At 35.9% G+C, this 16,820-nt stretch carries 16 protein-coding genes; 13 read left to right on the top strand and 3 right to left on the bottom strand.

Features of this window, described 5'->3' with window-relative positions:
- Positions 1-195: 195 nt before the first annotated feature.
- From ACNQFZ_RS13690 to ACNQFZ_RS13700, 3 genes are all read left to right on the top strand, one after another.
- Entirely contained in the window at positions 196-594 is a 399-nt protein-coding gene (locus tag ACNQFZ_RS13690) for a DoxX family protein (protein ID WP_458411895.1), read from the top strand.
- An 87-nt stretch (positions 595-681) separates the two neighbouring features.
- Positions 682-1,092, top strand: coding sequence for a DoxX family protein (locus tag ACNQFZ_RS13695; protein WP_458411896.1), 411 nt, complete (start codon positions 682-684; stop codon positions 1,090-1,092).
- Between the two features lie 195 nt (positions 1,093-1,287).
- A complete protein-coding gene (locus ACNQFZ_RS13700) occupies positions 1,288-2,598 on the top strand; it encodes a methyl-accepting chemotaxis protein (RefSeq protein ID WP_458411897.1) in 1,311 nt (436 codons plus the stop codon).
- Positions 2,599-2,669: 71 nt separating this feature from the next.
- On the opposite strand, the gene ACNQFZ_RS13705 is transcribed toward ACNQFZ_RS13700, so the two are convergent.
- Positions 2,670-3,989: a UDP-glucose dehydrogenase family protein gene (locus ACNQFZ_RS13705; RefSeq protein ID WP_458411898.1), complete on the bottom strand. Its 1,320-nt coding sequence runs from the start codon at positions 3,987-3,989 to the stop codon at positions 2,670-2,672.
- 252 nt (positions 3,990-4,241) lie between these two features.
- Here ACNQFZ_RS13705 and ACNQFZ_RS13710 point away from each other — a divergent pair, with 252 nt between their 5' ends.
- The 8 genes from ACNQFZ_RS13710 (at position 4,242) to ACNQFZ_RS13745 (ending at position 12,927) form a co-directional block, all read left to right on the top strand.
- The gene (locus ACNQFZ_RS13710; RefSeq protein ID WP_458411899.1) at positions 4,242-5,429 is read left to right on the top strand and encodes a hypothetical protein; all 1,188 of its coding nucleotides are present in this window, start codon (positions 4,242-4,244) and stop codon (positions 5,427-5,429) included.
- Between the two features lie 101 nt (positions 5,430-5,530).
- On the top strand, positions 5,531-6,478 hold the full coding sequence (locus ACNQFZ_RS13715) for an NAD-dependent epimerase/dehydratase family protein (RefSeq protein WP_458411900.1): 948 nt from the start codon (positions 5,531-5,533) through the stop codon (positions 6,476-6,478).
- A complete protein-coding gene (locus ACNQFZ_RS13720; RefSeq protein ID WP_458411901.1) occupies positions 6,462-7,394 on the top strand; it encodes a lysylphosphatidylglycerol synthase transmembrane domain-containing protein in 933 nt (310 codons plus the stop codon). The genes ACNQFZ_RS13715 and ACNQFZ_RS13720 overlap by 17 nt, the downstream gene beginning before the upstream one ends.
- Positions 7,395-7,396: 2 nt before the next feature.
- Positions 7,397-8,896, top strand: a complete 1,500-nt coding sequence (locus ACNQFZ_RS13725; protein WP_458411902.1) for an alkaline phosphatase family protein — start codon at positions 7,397-7,399, stop codon at positions 8,894-8,896.
- Entirely contained in the window at positions 8,856-9,599 is a 744-nt protein-coding gene (locus ACNQFZ_RS13730) for a glycosyltransferase family 2 protein (RefSeq protein ID WP_458411903.1), read from the top strand. Before ACNQFZ_RS13725 ends, ACNQFZ_RS13730 begins: the two co-directional genes overlap by 41 nt.
- Before the next feature lie 47 nt (positions 9,600-9,646).
- A complete protein-coding gene (locus tag ACNQFZ_RS13735; RefSeq protein ID WP_458411904.1) occupies positions 9,647-10,408 on the top strand; it encodes a hypothetical protein in 762 nt (253 codons plus the stop codon).
- Between the two features lie 31 nt (positions 10,409-10,439).
- Positions 10,440-11,375, top strand: coding sequence for an FTR1 family iron permease (locus tag ACNQFZ_RS13740; RefSeq protein ID WP_458411905.1), 936 nt, complete (start codon positions 10,440-10,442; stop codon positions 11,373-11,375).
- 73 nt (positions 11,376-11,448) lie between these two features.
- Positions 11,449-12,927, top strand: a complete 1,479-nt coding sequence (locus tag ACNQFZ_RS13745; RefSeq protein WP_458411906.1) for a hypothetical protein — start codon at positions 11,449-11,451, stop codon at positions 12,925-12,927.
- 107 nt (positions 12,928-13,034) lie between these two features.
- Here ACNQFZ_RS13745 and ACNQFZ_RS13750 read toward each other — a convergent pair whose 3' ends face one another.
- The gene (locus tag ACNQFZ_RS13750; protein ID WP_458411907.1) at positions 13,035-13,550 is read right to left on the bottom strand and encodes a QcrA and Rieske domain-containing protein; all 516 of its coding nucleotides are present in this window, start codon (positions 13,548-13,550) and stop codon (positions 13,035-13,037) included.
- A gap of 258 nt (positions 13,551-13,808) precedes the next feature.
- Here ACNQFZ_RS13750 and ACNQFZ_RS13755 point away from each other — a divergent pair, with 258 nt between their 5' ends.
- Together ACNQFZ_RS13755 and ACNQFZ_RS13760 are read left to right on the top strand one after the other, a co-directional pair.
- On the top strand, positions 13,809-14,693 hold the full coding sequence (locus ACNQFZ_RS13755; protein WP_458411908.1) for a cation diffusion facilitator family transporter: 885 nt from the start codon (positions 13,809-13,811) through the stop codon (positions 14,691-14,693).
- A 371-nt stretch (positions 14,694-15,064) separates the two neighbouring features.
- On the top strand, positions 15,065-16,372 hold the full coding sequence (locus ACNQFZ_RS13760) for a hypothetical protein (RefSeq protein ID WP_458411909.1): 1,308 nt from the start codon (positions 15,065-15,067) through the stop codon (positions 16,370-16,372).
- A 66-nt stretch (positions 16,373-16,438) separates the two neighbouring features.
- Here ACNQFZ_RS13760 and ACNQFZ_RS13765 read toward each other — a convergent pair whose 3' ends face one another.
- Positions 16,439-16,738, bottom strand: coding sequence for a hypothetical protein (locus tag ACNQFZ_RS13765; RefSeq protein WP_458411910.1), 300 nt, complete (start codon positions 16,736-16,738; stop codon positions 16,439-16,441).
- Positions 16,739-16,820 lie beyond the last annotated feature (82 nt).

A 16,820-nucleotide genomic window follows, 5' to 3' on the forward strand; every position in this document is an offset into this window, starting at 1 on the left:
TCTGTTCATCTATCCTTCCTAATTATTTTATTAATATTTATTGACACAGAAATTAATATGTTTTAATATAATATCATGAATTCGAGATAAAATAATTCAAAATAAAATAATTCGAGATATTAAACTGACATAATAAACATTTTTTGGAATGATATCTCGAATTAGAGACAATTTTAAAAAATAGGAGGAAATAGTATGATTAATCTCGGTTTATTATTAATTAGATTGGTAATAGGGCTTTTATTTATTGGGCACGGAGCGCAAAAGTTATTTGGTTGGTTTGGCGGTTATGGTATAAAAGGAACCGGAGGATGGTTTGAATCTATTGGCATGAAACCAGGAGCAACCATGGCCCTGCTTGCAGGCTTGGCAGAGTTAATTGGAGGGATTTTATTTGCTTTAGGATTATTAACTTCACTTGCAGGAATTATCATTGCTGGAACGATGGTCATCGCGATTGCTAAAGTGCATGGTGCAAACGGGTTGTGGGCTACATCAAATGGATATGAGTATAATCTAACGGTACTTGCGGTTACTATTGGTGTTGCTTTAACCGGTCCTGGCCAATATGCTTTAGATGCTTTTTTATTCTAAAATATCTCGAATTAATGAATCTCTAAAGAGAGATGTTAATATTATAAGTTATATTTACTTATCACAATTACAACGGAGGGTAAAAAAGTGAATTTAAAGAGCGAAGTCGGAGCACTTATACTACGGATAGCATTAGGGGCATTATTTTTCATTCATGGATTAGTAAAGTTTCAAGGTGGCATTCAAAATATTGTAGGCTGGTTTGACAGCATTGGCTTACCAGGGTTTATGGCATATGGTGTAGCCACAATCGAATTAGTTGGTGGGCTTGTATTAATTTTAGGCATCGGCACAAAATTGGTTTCCGTGTTATATGGATTGTTGATGATTGGGGCGATCCTCAAGGTAAAACTTTCTGTTGGTCTGTTAGGAAATGGTCAGATGGCTGGATATGAATTGGATTTGGCATTCCTAGCTATTGCAGTTTATTTAGCCATCAACGGAAGCAAGTTATTTTCATTGGGCCAGCTTATTTTTCACAAGGATTTAAAAGAATAAAAAAAGCTGCTTAATGGGTAAAAATAGAAATTAATAAATAATCATAGAGCCAATCAATCGAAATTTGATTGGCTTTTTTTAATCAAAATAAGTCAATATTTTGTCTATTGTCAAAAAATGTAGAATCATATCCAAATATAAAATAAAATATTTACATAATTGCAACCTAGTGATATTAAGATGGGGGTTTTTACTTTGGCATTTCGCGCTCTATTACATAAAACTAAATCCAGCAATGTAACAAGTTGGATAGAACAAGCAAGTGAACAATCAGCTGTACTGTCTATTTCAAATCATACAATTTGTAATCAAGCGACGGCATTAGGTTTAACATTAGAAGACTTAAAAATTGGTAAAACGCTGCAGCCATTCATAAAAGAACATGCCTCAAGTATTGCAAATGAGTATTATTTTGCAATGTCCAACATTCCTGAATTCAAGACTGTTGTTGCTACATATTCAAATGAAGAAAAATGGGTGAGGGCCCATGCCAACGTATTGGTAACTATGTTTAATGGACATTATGATGATGCTTATATTGAATTTCTTCAACAGTTGGCTAGAAACCACCATGCAATCGGAGTATTGCCACAATGGTATATTGCTAGCTTTCAAATTTTATCCCAACATATTCAAAGCGCAGTTGCTACTTCAATTTCAAATGTTGAAGAGTTTGTGATTCTTTCAAATACGATATCAAAAATCTTGAATTTTCATCAGCAAATTATAATAGAAGCCTTGGAAAAGGTTCATATTGAAACCAAAGAGGAAGAATTCCAAAAGATAAAAGAGGAATTGAAGGATAAAATCTTTGAAACAAGTGAGAATCTCGTTGCACTAACAGAAGAGACAAGTGCAAGTATGGAAGAGTTAATTCAAAAAAGTACTAATGTGAGTGAGGAAGGACAGCAAACAGCTGAAAAATCAAAGGCGACACAATTGCTTGCAGAAAAAGGCCAGGAACAGCTTCATTCATTGGAAGAGCAAATTCAGTCTGTTATTCAAAGTACAGTTACAATGAAACAATCCGTTGATTCTCTCAATCAATTAACATCACAAATTCGTGAAGTTGTCGGCATTGTGGAAGATATTTCGAGCCAAACCAATTTGCTGGCCCTTAATGCAGCTATTGAAGCTGCCCGTGCCGGTGAACAAGGAAAAGGCTTTGCAGTTGTGGCAAATGAGGTAAGAAAGCTATCGGAACAAACCCATAAATCAGTTGATTTAATCCAAGAGTTTACGGAGCAGATTATTCTCCAAAAGGACAATGTGATTGAAAGTTTGTACGAGGTCGAAAAACTGACAATGGATGGACAGCATAAATCGGCGATGACGCAGGAGGCCTTCGACCGCATCGTAAAAGCGGCCGATGAAAACCTTGAATCAGTAGAAAACTCAAAAAGGGATATGGAAAATTTAGTGTTGATTATTAATGACATTGGTGCGGCTACGGGGAAAATTGTCAAAGCTACAGAACAATTAAATGAGGCTGCCCGTCTTGCCTAATAAGCTACTTTTAATATAACGATTATTCATAACAAAAATGGGCAGGGAGTTCCCTGCCCTTCAGGATTTCATTAAGTACTTGCCTTTAAAAGAGCAGGTCTTCCAATTGAAATGTAGTCCATCTTGTACTTTTCAACCTCCTTTAAAGAGTAGCAATTTCGTCCGTCAAGTACAATTGGGAACTTCATGAGTTTACCGTATTGGTCTAGAGGAAAGTACTTTATTTCATCCCACTCTGTAGCGATGAAGGCCATTTCTTTGCCTGAAAGGGTACTTTCGATGGTTGAACCGTATTGAATTTGATTACCAAGTAAGAGTTTTGCTTTTTCAATTGCTTTTGGGTCGTAGGCTGTTACGATGGCACCCTCATTGATTAAAAGTCTTGCAAGCGCAATCGCACTAGACTCACGTATATCATCTGTGTTTGGTTTGAAGGCCAGTCCAAGCAGGGCGATGCTTTTCCCTTTTAGGCTACCGTATTGTTGAATAGCTTTATCGACAAGTAAGTACTGCTGCCTTTTGTTAACATTTATAACTGCGTTAAGTATTTCGATACGTGTAGAATTCTTATTGGCAATTTCCACAAGCGCATTGGCATCCTTTGGAAAACAGGAACCTCCAAAGCCAATCCCTGCTTTTAAATGCTGTATTCCAATCCTAGTGTCTAGCCCCATCCCATACGTGACATCAACTATATTTGCCTCCAATTTTTCGCAAATATTTGCAATTTCATTGATAAAACTAATTTTAGTTGCTAAAAAGGCATTTGAAGCATATTTAATCATTTCCGCACTATTCAAATCTGTTTTAAAAATGGGCCTATTAAAAGGTTTGTTGATTTCCTCTATTATTTTTGCAGCTTGTTCTGTTTCCGCTCCGATAATAATTCGATCAGCATAAAACGTGTCATAAACTGCCGTTCCTTCTCGTAAAAACTCAGGATTTGAAACGATATCTACTTTAATCTCTTTCTTTAAGTATGATTCTATTAAGGACTTTATTTGTTTATTCGTCCCGATAGGAACTGTACTCTTTGTTACAATAATCACGTCATTTTTTAGACCTTCACCAATATTCCGGGCCGCTTTTTCCAAAAATTCTAGATTAACGGAACCGTCCTCCCTTTGTGGAGTTCCGACAGCTATATAGATAATTTCGGCATGTCGATATGCTTTTTGCTGATTACTGGTAAAAGAAATTCTGTTTGCATTCAGATTATTTTCCAGCATTTGATCCAAGTCTGGTTCAAAAAATGGACAAATGCCTTTTTTTAACTGTTCAATTCTTCCTAAATCAATATCATAACAGATAACCCGATGACCAATTTCTGATAAACATACGCCAGTCACCAAGCCAACATGTCCTGTTCCAATAATTGTGATGTTTCTCATAGTGACAATACCTTTCATTATTTAAAATTACAAAATAGGGATAAATATGATTACATACTGTACCTTATCGATTGTAAACATATCAAATGTCCGATCACAAGTTTTTCCTGAAAATATTGTTTACATATAAAACGTATTTTTATATAAAAAAGTCATTGACAGTGATAATCATTCTCTACTATAATTTTTATTGTAAATGAAAATCATTATCACTACATACAACATATAAAACACTTCAACGGGGGTAACATTATGAAGAAAAGAGAGTTAACGAAAGTATTTGCCGTATTCTTATTAGCTAGTACCGTTTTAACGGCATGTAATACAACAAGTGGGGGAACTTCGGACAAAAAAGAAGAAACAAAACAAGAAGTGAAGCAAGAAGAAACAAAGGCAGAAGAGGCAGCAGAGAAAGTTAGCTATGGTGCAGTTTTCCAAGAAGCTGTTGATGAGCTTTCAAAGGCGAAAGAAGGCAAAGAGGTAGATTTTGATAAAGTAACAGAATTATATACGGCTAATTTACAAGAATTAGTTCAAAAAAGAGATACAGAAAATGAAGATACCATTGATCAACAGATTACAACAGCATTGGCAGCTGGAAAAGATGGCTCAATGGATAAAGTAGTTGTAAAACAAATATTTGATAAATTAATGCAAAAAGTATTCTACACAACTGTTAAGCATGAGTTTAATGAAATCACTGAAAATTGGAGCAATAAAAACACAGTGAAAGAGGAAATTGAAGAAGCGAAGGAATTTTATGCAGTACTTCAATCAACAGTTGAAAAGCGCGATAACGCTTATAGCACAAACATGGTTGATGTGATTGCAGGCGGCTTTGCTGAAATTGAAAAAGCAGTAGAAGCTGACGATCAACTAGCATTCAACCTAGGAAAACAAGTAGTGGATAAGACGTTGATGAAAACCTTCTACCTTGCAACTGGTGCTACTCCGAATGGGTATGCAACTAAAATAGCTGCGTCAGCAAAAGAAAATCCTGAAGAAGCGAAAGTCGAGCAGGCTGAGGCTTGGGCGTTTTATCAATCCGTTTTTAGCTACCTAAATAAGCATGCCGAAGAAGAGGCAGCGTTTATTCAAACACAATTCGATTTACAAACAGATGTATCAAAAATAGATCCAGTTGCAGTTAATAAGGCATTTGTGCGTGGCTTCTCAAAAATTGCCTTGGATGAGTATAAAGAGAGTCTAGAAGCATGGGGTGAAGATAAGTCCGCCATTACAGCTTTGGAAGGTGCATTATTTATCAATGTTATTGGTGAAGATATTAAAGGTTTAATTGGCGAGGCAGAATATAACGATTTAACTGAGAAAACCCAAAAATATTTAGAAGCAGCAAAAAACAAGGATAAAGCTGTTGGTGAAGCTACACTTAAAGAAATTCAAGCAACTCTTGATACCGTTATTTCTAAAGCAAAATAACCATTTGAATTACAAAATGGAGAAACCTTGTACCAATCAAGGTTTTTTCCTTTTTCTTTTAGTTATAATGATAGGTAAATAATGACCCGAGGTGTTGTTTATTGAAAATTATGATTACAGGCGGAGCTGGGTTTATCGGAAGCCATCTAGCTAGAAGATTAGTACTAGAGGATCATGAAGTCCATATCATCGATTGTCTCCACCCATATTACTCCCCGGAAAGAAAGACACTCCATTTGGAACATATCAAAAAGGTTGGGGAGTTTTACTTTTATCATCATAACCTACTTAATCGAGAGGAAACGATTTCATTAATAAAAAGTATATCTCCGGATATCGTTGTCCATCTTGCGGCACTTCCCGGTGTTGCCTATTCGATTGAAAAGCCAATGGAGTATGTTGACTATGATATTAAAGCAACAATCAATGTATTGGAAGGGGCAGGGCAAGCGGAGGTTAAAAAGGTTATTTTTGCGTCGTCTTCCTCTGTTTATGGTGACCAAGAAGGACCTTTCCGCGAGGATATGGCGAGTGGGAAAGTGATTTCTCCCTATGCTGCTGCAAAATATTCAGCTGAATCCTTTTGCCACGTTTATCAACATTTATATGGTTTTCAAATAAATATAGTAAGATTTTTTACCGTATATGGTCCGTGGGGAAGACCTGATATGGCAATTGCTCTTTTTATAAAAAAGCTATTGAAGGGTGAAGATATCCATATTTATGGTTCTAATAGTGCACGTGACTATACATACATCGATGACATCGTCGAAGGTATTTATTTGACAATGATGAACTGCACTGCAAGTGAAACATTCAATATTGGTTCAGGAAGACCTATTTTTATGGAAACTCTGATTTCCGAATTGAGCGTTTATTTTCCAAATTTATCGTTCAAGAGGGAAGGTTCCAGAAAAGGGGATGTCCAAAAGACGTGGGCAGATATTTCGAAAGCTAGTGACATCTTGGGTTACAGACCAAAAATAGAGTTTCAAAAGGGATTACAGGAAACCGTGAAGTGGGCTAAAGAGTATGAAGCGTTTCTCTAAGAAGTTCATGAAGCCATTTATCTCATCATTATTCATCGTATTATTTATTGTATTGACGATCATGTTTTTGGATGTTCGTACTATACGGATGGCTGGTGAGCAATTCATTCAAAATCCTCTTTGGCTTTTTATTATGCTGTTTCTATATTTTCTTTCTTTTTGTCTGAAGGCTTTAGCTTGGGAACGTTACTTAAGAGGAAGGGTGAGTTTTCTTACCTGTTTATTAGGTATACTTTATAGTTTATTTATAAACCACCTTTTTCCTATTAAAATTGGTGATTTCGTTCGGGCTGAAATTTTATATAAAAGAGAGAAACTTATAAAGCGGGATGAGGCTTTTCATTCTGTCATTGCACTTAGAGCAATGGATATGATTTGTTTAATTGGAATAGCTTTTGTTGGACTATTTGCTTTGGATATTACCTATGAGATGCCTATATGGCTTATTTTGGGTGGAGTTTTTTTTGCCACTCTTGCTCTTTATATAGTCAGAAGGTATTTTGCGTCCTTTTTAAACAGACAAATTGCTTTACTAAAAAGCTCTTTATTTGGAATAAATGGAGCAATTATTTTTTTGGCCACATTGTTGAGTTGGGTGGTAGAGGCGAGTGTTCTTTATGGGACCGTTCATATTTTAAAAGGAGAGGCAACCTTTCTAGAGTTGGTTTTTGTAAACAGCTTAACCATCGCTGGTCAAATATTCCAGGTGACTCCAGGGGGCATTGCTAATTATGAGAGTGTTATGGTTTTTGGTTTAGGTATAATTGGAATTAATCTGCATGCAGGATACACAATCGCTATCATAAACCATGCCATTAAATTCTTTTTCTCTTATTTAGTAGGAATGTTCTGTCTCGTCATTCATCCAATACATATTAACACTGTTAAAAAAATGTACAAAACGGAGAGGAGTTAAAAATGAAAAGTGCTTCGAAATTTGAAAAAGTGGCGGCCCGATGTTGGAACTTGTTGAATGAAGGGAAGCCTTTCACACCGATTTTTGTGTTGGGAACTTTTATTTTATTTCATATTGGTGATTTTAGATTAGTGGAGAATGTAACCTCACTGTTACTAACGTTTTTATTCATCATCCCAATCCTAGCCATCTATTTTATCTTTGATTTTCCTTTATTTTTACGGAACTATCTGTGGATTCCTTTTATGATTTATTTAATTGTATGGAATGACGTGGATTTAGGATTACTGCTATTTGCAACAGGTCTTTATTTCTTTTTTACCGTCTTTTTCTGGGGTACGCTTTATTATCATTTAAGAATTGGGACAACATGGTTGAATTTTACTCGATTTTGGAAGCTGGTTTTGAAAAATAGTGATTCCACGAGCGGGAATGCGCAAGAGCAATTACCTAAATTTTTATTGATTTTATCTATTTGGGAAATGCTTTATAAAAATCAGCTAGCGACTGAAACATTCCATTATACTGATTTATTTATTTTTTATGGGTTTGTTTTGGTTTTTGCCTGGATTCTCCATCGGAATTTATTTGACTGGAAGCCTAAAATGTATCAGGAATACACAAGGGATTTCTTCGAAAATCCAACCAAACCCATCTCAGATAAAGTCATTGTCATTGTTATAGATGGGATGAGAAAGGAACGTTTTTATCAAGCTAACACTCCTTTTCTAGATTATTTAAAGGAAAACGGAACCGAGTATACAAATATGGAAACGGTCTATCCTGCAAGAACTGTCGTTTGTTTCACATCGATGTTTACAGGGACCTATCCATTTGAACATGGAATTACGTCCAACATGGTCTGGAAGTTAGGAATCAAAGTTGAGAGTATTTTTGACGCTTTAAGAAAGATTGGCAAAAAAGGCAGGCTGCTCGGAATAGCCCATCTCGTTGATTCAATGGGGACCGATGTCGAAACGGTAACAGCAGTCATGCATAACGATCAGGCAGATCCTAACATCATGAAAAAGGCTAAAAAAATCATGAAGGAACAAGATCCGGATTTATTCATCGTTCAAATGATTGCAACCGATCAAACAGGACACTCTAGAGGTACTCTTTATGATGAATACATTCAGAAGATTGAAGAAGCGGATGCCTTAGTTAAAGACTTTGTAGAGTGGCTTGAACAAGAGGGGAAAATGGAGAATACAACACTTATTATCTGTGCTGACCATGGTCAAGCCGATGGGATTGGGGGACATGGCCACTTAGACGAGGGAGAACGTTTTGTGCCATATTTCATGCATGGACCTAATATTGAAAAAGGGAAAAAGGTTGAGCAAAAGCATAGTCTCGTCTCAATGGCCCCAACGATATCTTATCTTTTAGGTGCACCATTTCCAAGTCATAGTCGTGGCAAAATTTTAGTTGAGGCAATTAAGAAAGAAGAGGTCTTTAATGAAACAACAGAAAGTGATTGTATTTCTACCAGCTCATAATGAGGAAGCATCTATTGGGGAAGTTATAAAAGGAATACCAAGGGACTTTCATGAACATATTGAGGTGAAAGTGTTAGTTATCGATGATGGCTCAACCGATCAGACGGTTAAAGTGGCGAGGGATTCAGGCGCCGATTACATCGTTAGCTTCGAAAAAAATCAGGGCTTAGGGGCTGCAGTCAGGACTGGGATAAAGGAATGTTATGAACGAGGGGCAGATATCGGCGTTATGATTGATGCTGATGGGGAATACCCTGCCAAACAAATTCCTGATTTATTGCAGCCAATTTTTGAAGGGAAAGCAGATTATACGATGGGGTCCCGTTTTTTAGGAACGATAAAAGGGATGAAAATCCACCGTCGTCTAGGGAACTACTGTTTTACGCTGCTCCAATCACTATTATTGAAAAAGTGGATTTATGATGGGCAATCTGGCATGAGGGCCTTTTCGAAACAAGCTTTAAAACATGCTGAAATTATCCATAACTATAACTACGCACAAGTACTTACCTTGAATTTAGTTAGAAAGGGATTTCGTGTTCAAGAGGTTCCCATTCAGTATCAAGTCAGATCTACTGGCGAATCTTTCATTACATTTAGAGGCTATCTTACAAAAGTATTCCCTGCAATTTTAAAAGAGATGGGTAGACCTGTTCAAAAAGTGAATGTTGATTTTTCAGCTCATGTATTAAATTTAAATTGACAAACATAATGATAATCATTATCATTTAATATGTAGGAGGAATGTAAATGTTCAAAAAGCCTATTCTTTTTTCTTTGTTATTGATGTTCTTTTTTAATAGCATCTTTACAATTTCAGCTAATGCTTATACATATGGTGATCCTAATAAAGAAGTAGTGGCAGAAGTCTATAAAGAGATGCTTGTTAAGTTGGATGAAAATCCGCCCAATTTTATTGAAGCTAGAAAAATTTATGAATCGGTGAAACAAGAAGTCGATATGCATATGGGACCAGAGCCTTCTAAAATCATTCTAGCCGGTATTGAACAAGAAGATAAAGAAGCCGTCACCCAAAATATGGAGAAACTGTTAGTCCTTAATATTGCTAGAAGATTAGAAAGTATAGAGGGGAATTTTGCTGAGTTTGATACAAGTAAAAAATTGTTGGCGAAAGCATATGCAACTTACGAAGCCCTCTCTCCAAGAGTAGAATCTGTTAATCCAGATTTGGATAAAGCGCTTAAAACAAAATTTGATGAGACGTTAGCTTCACTTGGAAATCCAGGATTATTTGGTGTTGGGATGAAAGAATCAAACCTAGATGAATTTAAAAAGAAAAAGGGAGAAATCCTATCTGCATTACAAAAGGAATTTAAGCTAAAAAGTTTAGAGGTAGGACATTTTTCAGAGAGTGCAACCGAAACACAATCTGTAAAGAATAAAGAATGGACTGACCTATCTAATATACGAAATTGGATGCCAATCCTGTTAATAATAGCCGTTCTTATTGGGATTGTGATCTTTACAGTACGTAAAAAGAAGCGTAAATAGAAACAGGTAACCGTAGGGAGGGAGAAGGACTGTGGAAATACAAGCATTGTTGATTACATTTCGTGAAGTACTTGAGGCTCTTCTTATTGTTGGGATTATTATCACCTACTTAAAGAGAATGGACCATTCCAAGTATAATAAATACGTATGGCTGGGAGCTGGCCTTGCTGTCATTGCAAGCGTCGGAATAGCCATGCTTTTCCAAGTCGTTTTTACCGGATTTGCTGCAATGGGGAATGAAATTTATTTAAAAGTAAGCATTATGCTTATTTCTACAGTTCTCCTAACCCAAATGGTTTTTTGGATGGCAAAGCATAGTAGGGATTTAAAAGGAAACATGGAAGGGAAAATGAATAAGTTTGTCTCCACTGGAAATATTATTGGGATGGTTGTTCACTCATTCCTTGTTGTACTTCGTGAAGGGGTAGAAACTGTATTCTTTTTTGCAGCTATTACCGGTGGAAATATTGGGGCAGCTCTAGAAGGATGGGGCGCAATTTCCGGCGCGGTGATCGCAGCAGTTGTAGCTTATTTCTTCTTTAAAGGTACCATGCGTATTCCTTTGAAAACTTTCTTTAAAGTGACTGGAGCATTCATCATTTTCATTTCTGCCGGGCTTTTAGTGCAGGCTATCTCAATATTGCAGGATGTGCAAATTATTGGCAGTGTGATCCCGCATCTGTATGATATTACTTGGCTACTTCCAGAACATCCGATTGATTATCAACATTACTTGCGGGACAATGGCGTTGCACCATTACTTTCAGGTCAAGTTGGTATTTTCTTAAAAGCATTATTTGGCTATTCTTCTATGCCATCTATTGAAGAAGTGATTGCGTATATTGGCTATTTTGTTGGAATTTATCTGTTAATTGCCAACCAGCCTAACGAAAAAATAAATGATTCAACAAATCCTGAATTGGATGAAGAAGTAGAAGTAACTTCATTGAAAACACAAGTAAAATAGCTTTCTTAAAAGTACAAGGCGAATGTCTTGTACTTTTTATATAAAGAGATAGCCCTCTAAAGGTGTGAAAATTTTGGTAAAGAAAAAAATATGTGTACTATCTATTTTTAGCTTCCTATTAATTTTATTCTTACTCATAGGACAATTGACTAATTTGAATTCATATGCTTCAACCTATGACCAAGTTGATTTTGCTTTAGCGCTTGAACGTTATGATTTATTAGCGATGCAGCCCCATTTTCCCGGCTACCCCTATTTCATTTTGGGAGGATATTTTTTTCATCAATGGATCTCTGACAAAGCTGCTTCATTGACGCTGTTTAACATAATTATGTATGCAAGTGCCGTCATTCCGATATACAGGCTATCACGGATTAAGTTTTCAAAACCTTTAAGTCTATTGATTAGTGCGCTTGTGTACTCAGCGGGCTATGTCATTCTAATGGTGAATCAGCCCATGTCAGAAGGGGCTGCCGTTGCTGTTTTATGGTGGTATATTTGGAGCATCTATGTAGCAGATGAAAAACAAAACCTATGGTCTAAAATATTACCACTATTATTATTGAGTGTTTTGTTAGGTATCCGCTTATCGTATCTTCCATTTTCTATTGGAATTGTTTTACCTTTTTATAAGCAATGGAAAAATAGAAAACTGGAAATAAAGCAAATTGCTACGCTTGGATTGCTAGCGATTTTCTTTCAATTATTATGGGTTGGTGCAGTAGCAGTTACGGAAGGAAGCTTGCTCGGATTTATGAAGCTTGCACTTGCTTTTACGGATGGCCATTTTAATGATTGGGGAGGAACAGTTGCCTCCACTAATGGATCCTTGTTAGAACGCGCTTTTAAGCTGATAGGTATTAATATAATTTGGATTGGTACCGCAGTTGGGTCCTATCTTATAGCAGGTATGTATATCATCTATATTTTTTGCATTTTAAAGGCAGTCCATTGGGACATTTTAAAAAAGCTTAAGCATAATTTCTTGGCCCAGCTTTTAATGGTTCTTATTTCGAGTTACTTTTTATGGGCACTATTTGCTCAGAATATTGATAAGCCTAGACATATCATACCGATTGTTAGTTTAAGTTTATTTTGTTTATTTGTTGTAGTCCTTTCTAAGTTTCAAAATCGAATGATGATAGCTTTTTCATGCGTATTTTTATGCATACATGCCTACCATACAATAAGTTTATTAAATGAGCAGGTCAACGCGCTTCCCGCAACCTACCAACTGGCTGATTATTTGGAAAAGAAGGGGAACCAGTTTGTTGTCTATACATGGGAGGAATCAAGGGTGTTTACTTATTTGGATGAACCATTCTCCTATAAAGAAATTTACACCTATTCAAAATTTTTGCATGACAAATCTTATTATAAAAATAAAGAAATCTTACTGACCGATAAAGTAGTGGAAGGTTTTAAATCACAGGGAGTTGATCTTACGGGGAGAGTAGAGGTAGTAAAAAAATTTTCCTCTAATTCGCTGTTTGAACCAGTGTATAACAAAATTGCTTTGTATAGATGGGAGAGTGGGAATTTAGGGAATTAGATGAAATCTATATTTAAGTGTAGTCCGCACTCGATGGTAATATTTCGTTCTAGGTACATACAAAAAAGGGGCAGCCCTATAAGTGCGTGCCCCGCCTTCATTTTTGCTTAGCTTTTTTTTGTTCTCTTCATCGGACTCAACACCGAAATATATACATTTCCATCCTGTATAATAGGTTTGAAAACATCCAATGGCCGAGGCGGTGGCCCTCCGATATTATTTCCTAATTCATCGTATTGTCCACCATGACATGGACAATAAAACGTCATCCCTTCTGCTTTTTGTTGTTCATTTGCATCGCCTGCTGTGCATCCTAAATGGGTGCAAATAGGTGACATAAATAATAATTCCTGTTTTTCCTCGTCTTTTGCGACATAGACAAATCCTCTTTGCTCTGTAGTAACCCAGGCATCCTTAATCTGTGCGACATAATCAACTTTTTTCGGGAACGGTCCTTTCTCGATTTCGCTTAATGACCCAAGGTTTGTCATGGAGCTTGTATCAATCTTTTGTTCTTTATTACCACAAGCCGTCAAACCTAAAGGAAGAACAGAAAGTGCAACAAGCCCTAGTGTTCCCTTTGTGGCATTTTTTAGGAATTCACGCCTGTTTATTTCTCCCACGGTCAATACCTCCTTATCTCTTATTAATACAATTATTAACAGTAGATTATCGAGAAATTATGGAGATTACAAATTTTTGTATAAAAATGACCGTTTATGATATTATTTTTGAAAGTAAATATAGAAACTAATATCAGTTGGTTTTTCCCTTATGCAAGTTATTTGTATTAGGCTAGAATAGTTAGTCTAGTGCAAAAAGGTTGCCCTAGACCCACCCATCCTTCACTTGTTATTATTATTTAGTGGAGGGGAACATAATTGGTAGAGGAAAAATATGGGGATCTTAGATTAGGAGAACGAGGAGCAATCATAAGTATTGTTGCCTATATATGTCTTTCTGTTTTAAAATTAGCGATTGGATATATAAGTGACTCTGCCGCTTTACAAGCAGATGGTCTAAACAATACAACTGATATCATTTCATCTATTGCTGTACTTATAGGGCTAAAGCTTTCACAAAAACCACCTGATAAAGATCATAGGTATGGTCATTGGAAAAGTGAAACGATTGCATCCATGGTGGCATCCTTTATTATGGTAGCAGTGGGTGTACAAGTAATACTTGATGCTATTAATTCAATGTTTCAAGGTGGGAAAGAGTCCCCTGACATTATAGCAGCTTATGTAGGTGTCTTTTCCGCATTAGTCATGTATTTTGTCTATCGCTACAATAAAAAGCTAGCGACTAAAATTAACAGCAAATCAGTTATGGCAGCTGCAAAAGATAATCTTTCAGATGCTTGGGTAAGTATTGGAACTGCAGTGGGTATTTTCGGTTCACAATTAAATATGCCTTGGCTTGATACGATAACAGCTATTATTGTAGGTTTTTTAATCTGTAAAACAGCTTGGGATATTTTTAAAGAAGCATCACATGAACTTTCAGATGGATTTGACCCAGAAAAAATAACGATATACCACAATGTAATATTAAAAGTGGATGGAGTTAAAGGAATAAAAGGGATTAAAGGGAGAAACTATGGGAATAACGAAGTAATAGATGTTGAAATTCTCGTTGATTCTACTCTAGATATTAAAGCAGCCCATGAGATTGCAACCCATATTGAAAAAGTCATGATGAAGGATTATGGGGTGTACCATGTTCATGTACATGTAGAGCCCGATATAATCAGCTTTCAATAGATTTAGATTGGGGAAAAATCTATTATTTTGAATAAAATACCGTAAGCCAAATTCCTCAACATAAAGGTATTTGGCTATATTTATGTCAAAAATACAAAAAGGAGCAACTCCATGTTTTATGGAGTTACTCCTTTTTTTCTTTAGGGGGTGGGTTCTAACTGTTTATAGTATGTCATATTAATTTTGAAAACCTGTGCAGATTAGGTGACGGTTTTGTTACAGTTGATCGTTTACTTGTAAAATTGTCCTTTCTTAAAACTACTAATCACAGAAAATACAAATTAGGGCTTGGTATATAATGTTATAATTCAAGTAAACCTAAATGTTTAGTTTGAATTATCGGTAGTTTCTAACAAGAAAGGTGAGGATTAATGGATAATATGAATTTTGTGTCATTGATAGATGATTATAAAAACGACCCAGAATCTGTTTATCATACTTGGTTTTTAAATAGTCAGGATCGTCTAAAGGCATTTCGGACGATAAAGACTGGACTATCGGATGTTATTGATCAAATAGAAAATCGAACGTTTGGAAATGATTTCAAAGGTTCAAGCCTTGAAAATGTAATTACAGCGATTTCTGAACAAAAGCAAGTATTTGAAGGGGCTGCTCATGCGTTTTTCTGGAAACCAAAGCTTCGTATCCCAGACATTTATGAAAATGAAGTGAATCAATTAGCTTTTGGTAGATTTTTAAAGGCATGTTCAATTGCGACTAATGAAAAACAGGTTGTTCAAGAAATTCTTAAATTGGATCAATTACATATTAAAGGATTAGGACCGGCAGCGGCCAATATATTATATTTTCTGCATCCAACTCTATTTCCACCATTTAATACTGCAATCGTAAATGGTTTTAATGCCCTCTTTGGAGAAAAAATTAAGCTGGGATCTTGGGCTGCCTATCTTACAATGCGCGAAAGAATATTGAATACAAACGAGGAATTTCGTACACAATTTTCCAAAGATTTAGGTGCATTAGCTGGATTATTATTTGAAATTGGCTCCGGTAAAATTGTTATGAAGAATAATGTAGATGTTGTGTTAAAAATGGAAGAGAAAAAAAGGAACAATGTTATTAAAAAGCGGCACCAACAGGTTTTGGAGGATCTTGTAGAAGAAAATTCTCATTCTGAAATGCAATATCATTTAGCACGTTTAGGTGTCTCACTAGGATATAAGGTATGGATTGCACAGAATGATCATAATAGAGAATGGAATGGAAAAAAACTAGGGGAGTTTTCTATAGTCAACCTTCCACTTACAGGGATACCCCAATCAGAATCCGAAACAATTTCCTTTATTGATGTTATTTGGCTTGACCAAGATAATCATATCATTGCGGCATTTGAAGTTGAGAAAAGTACATCTATTTACTCTGGTATTTTAAGATTGCAGGATTTGTCACTCTCTATTTACTCTGGTATTTTAAGATTGCAGGATTTGTCACTCTCTATTGACTCAGAGACATGTAAACTATTCTTAGTCGCTCCAAATAAACGTGAAAAAGAAATAAAAGCCCAATTGCTCCGCCCTGCATTTCGGGATCAAGCTCAATTGCAAGGTTCCATGTCATATATTCTGTTTTCTGATTTACAATGTGATTGTGATGCGATGTGTAAATTTGGATCGGATTTAAATGTATTAGAAAAAATTGCGAAGAAGGTTGCGATGTAATAATATTATTGGTTTAATGTATAAAAAATGAAAGGCTTAGAGCCTTTCATTTTTTTGAAAACATAGTTAAAGATTGTTCATCATCGTTTTGTGTACTTGCGGCATTGCATTAGGGTTTTGCATCATTCCACCTTTGCCATCTTTACCATGGCAGGATTGGTACATATCTTTTAATTGGTCATCAGATAGATTTGGATGCATTTCTTTCATAAAAGGTAGCATTTTATTAAATGAAGGAATTCCATCTTTGAACAATTCCTGTATTGATTCTTTGGATGGAAGCTCTTTAGCAAGTGCGACAGTACCAATAGCGCCGAATGCAAGACCAGCTGTAAGCATCCCTACAACTATTTTTCTTTTTAACATGTATATCCGCCTCCTTCTATTTTTCATTCTCATTATAGCTTGTAAATATCGAGAAATTATGAAGAATGGAGAGTTTTAAAAA

It is taken from the genome of Schinkia acidoalkalinis, from assembly GCF_054301215.1.

Bases quoted from the DNA above. Each gene is read 5' to 3' on its own strand.
- ACNQFZ_RS13705 (WP_458411898.1), bottom strand. From the start codon at position 3,989: ATGAGAAACATCACAATTATTGGAACAGGACATGTTGGCTTGGTGACT.
- ACNQFZ_RS13690 (WP_458411895.1), top strand. From the start codon at position 196: ATGATTAATCTCGGTTTATTATTAATTAGATTGGTAATAGGGCTTTTA.
- ACNQFZ_RS13710 (WP_458411899.1), top strand. From the start codon at position 4,242: ATGAAGAAAAGAGAGTTAACGAAAGTATTTGCCGTATTCTTATTAGCT.
- ACNQFZ_RS13760 (WP_458411909.1), top strand. From the start codon at position 15,065: ATGGATAATATGAATTTTGTGTCATTGATAGATGATTATAAAAACGAC.
- ACNQFZ_RS13720 (WP_458411901.1), top strand. From the start codon at position 6,462: ATGAAGCGTTTCTCTAAGAAGTTCATGAAGCCATTTATCTCATCATTA.
- ACNQFZ_RS13765 (WP_458411910.1), bottom strand. From the start codon at position 16,738: ATGTTAAAAAGAAAAATAGTTGTAGGGATGCTTACAGCTGGTCTTGCA.
- ACNQFZ_RS13735 (WP_458411904.1), top strand. From the start codon at position 9,647: ATGTTCAAAAAGCCTATTCTTTTTTCTTTGTTATTGATGTTCTTTTTT.
- ACNQFZ_RS13730 (WP_458411903.1), top strand. From the start codon at position 8,856: ATGAAACAACAGAAAGTGATTGTATTTCTACCAGCTCATAATGAGGAA.
- ACNQFZ_RS13725 (WP_458411902.1), top strand. From the start codon at position 7,397: ATGAAAAGTGCTTCGAAATTTGAAAAAGTGGCGGCCCGATGTTGGAAC.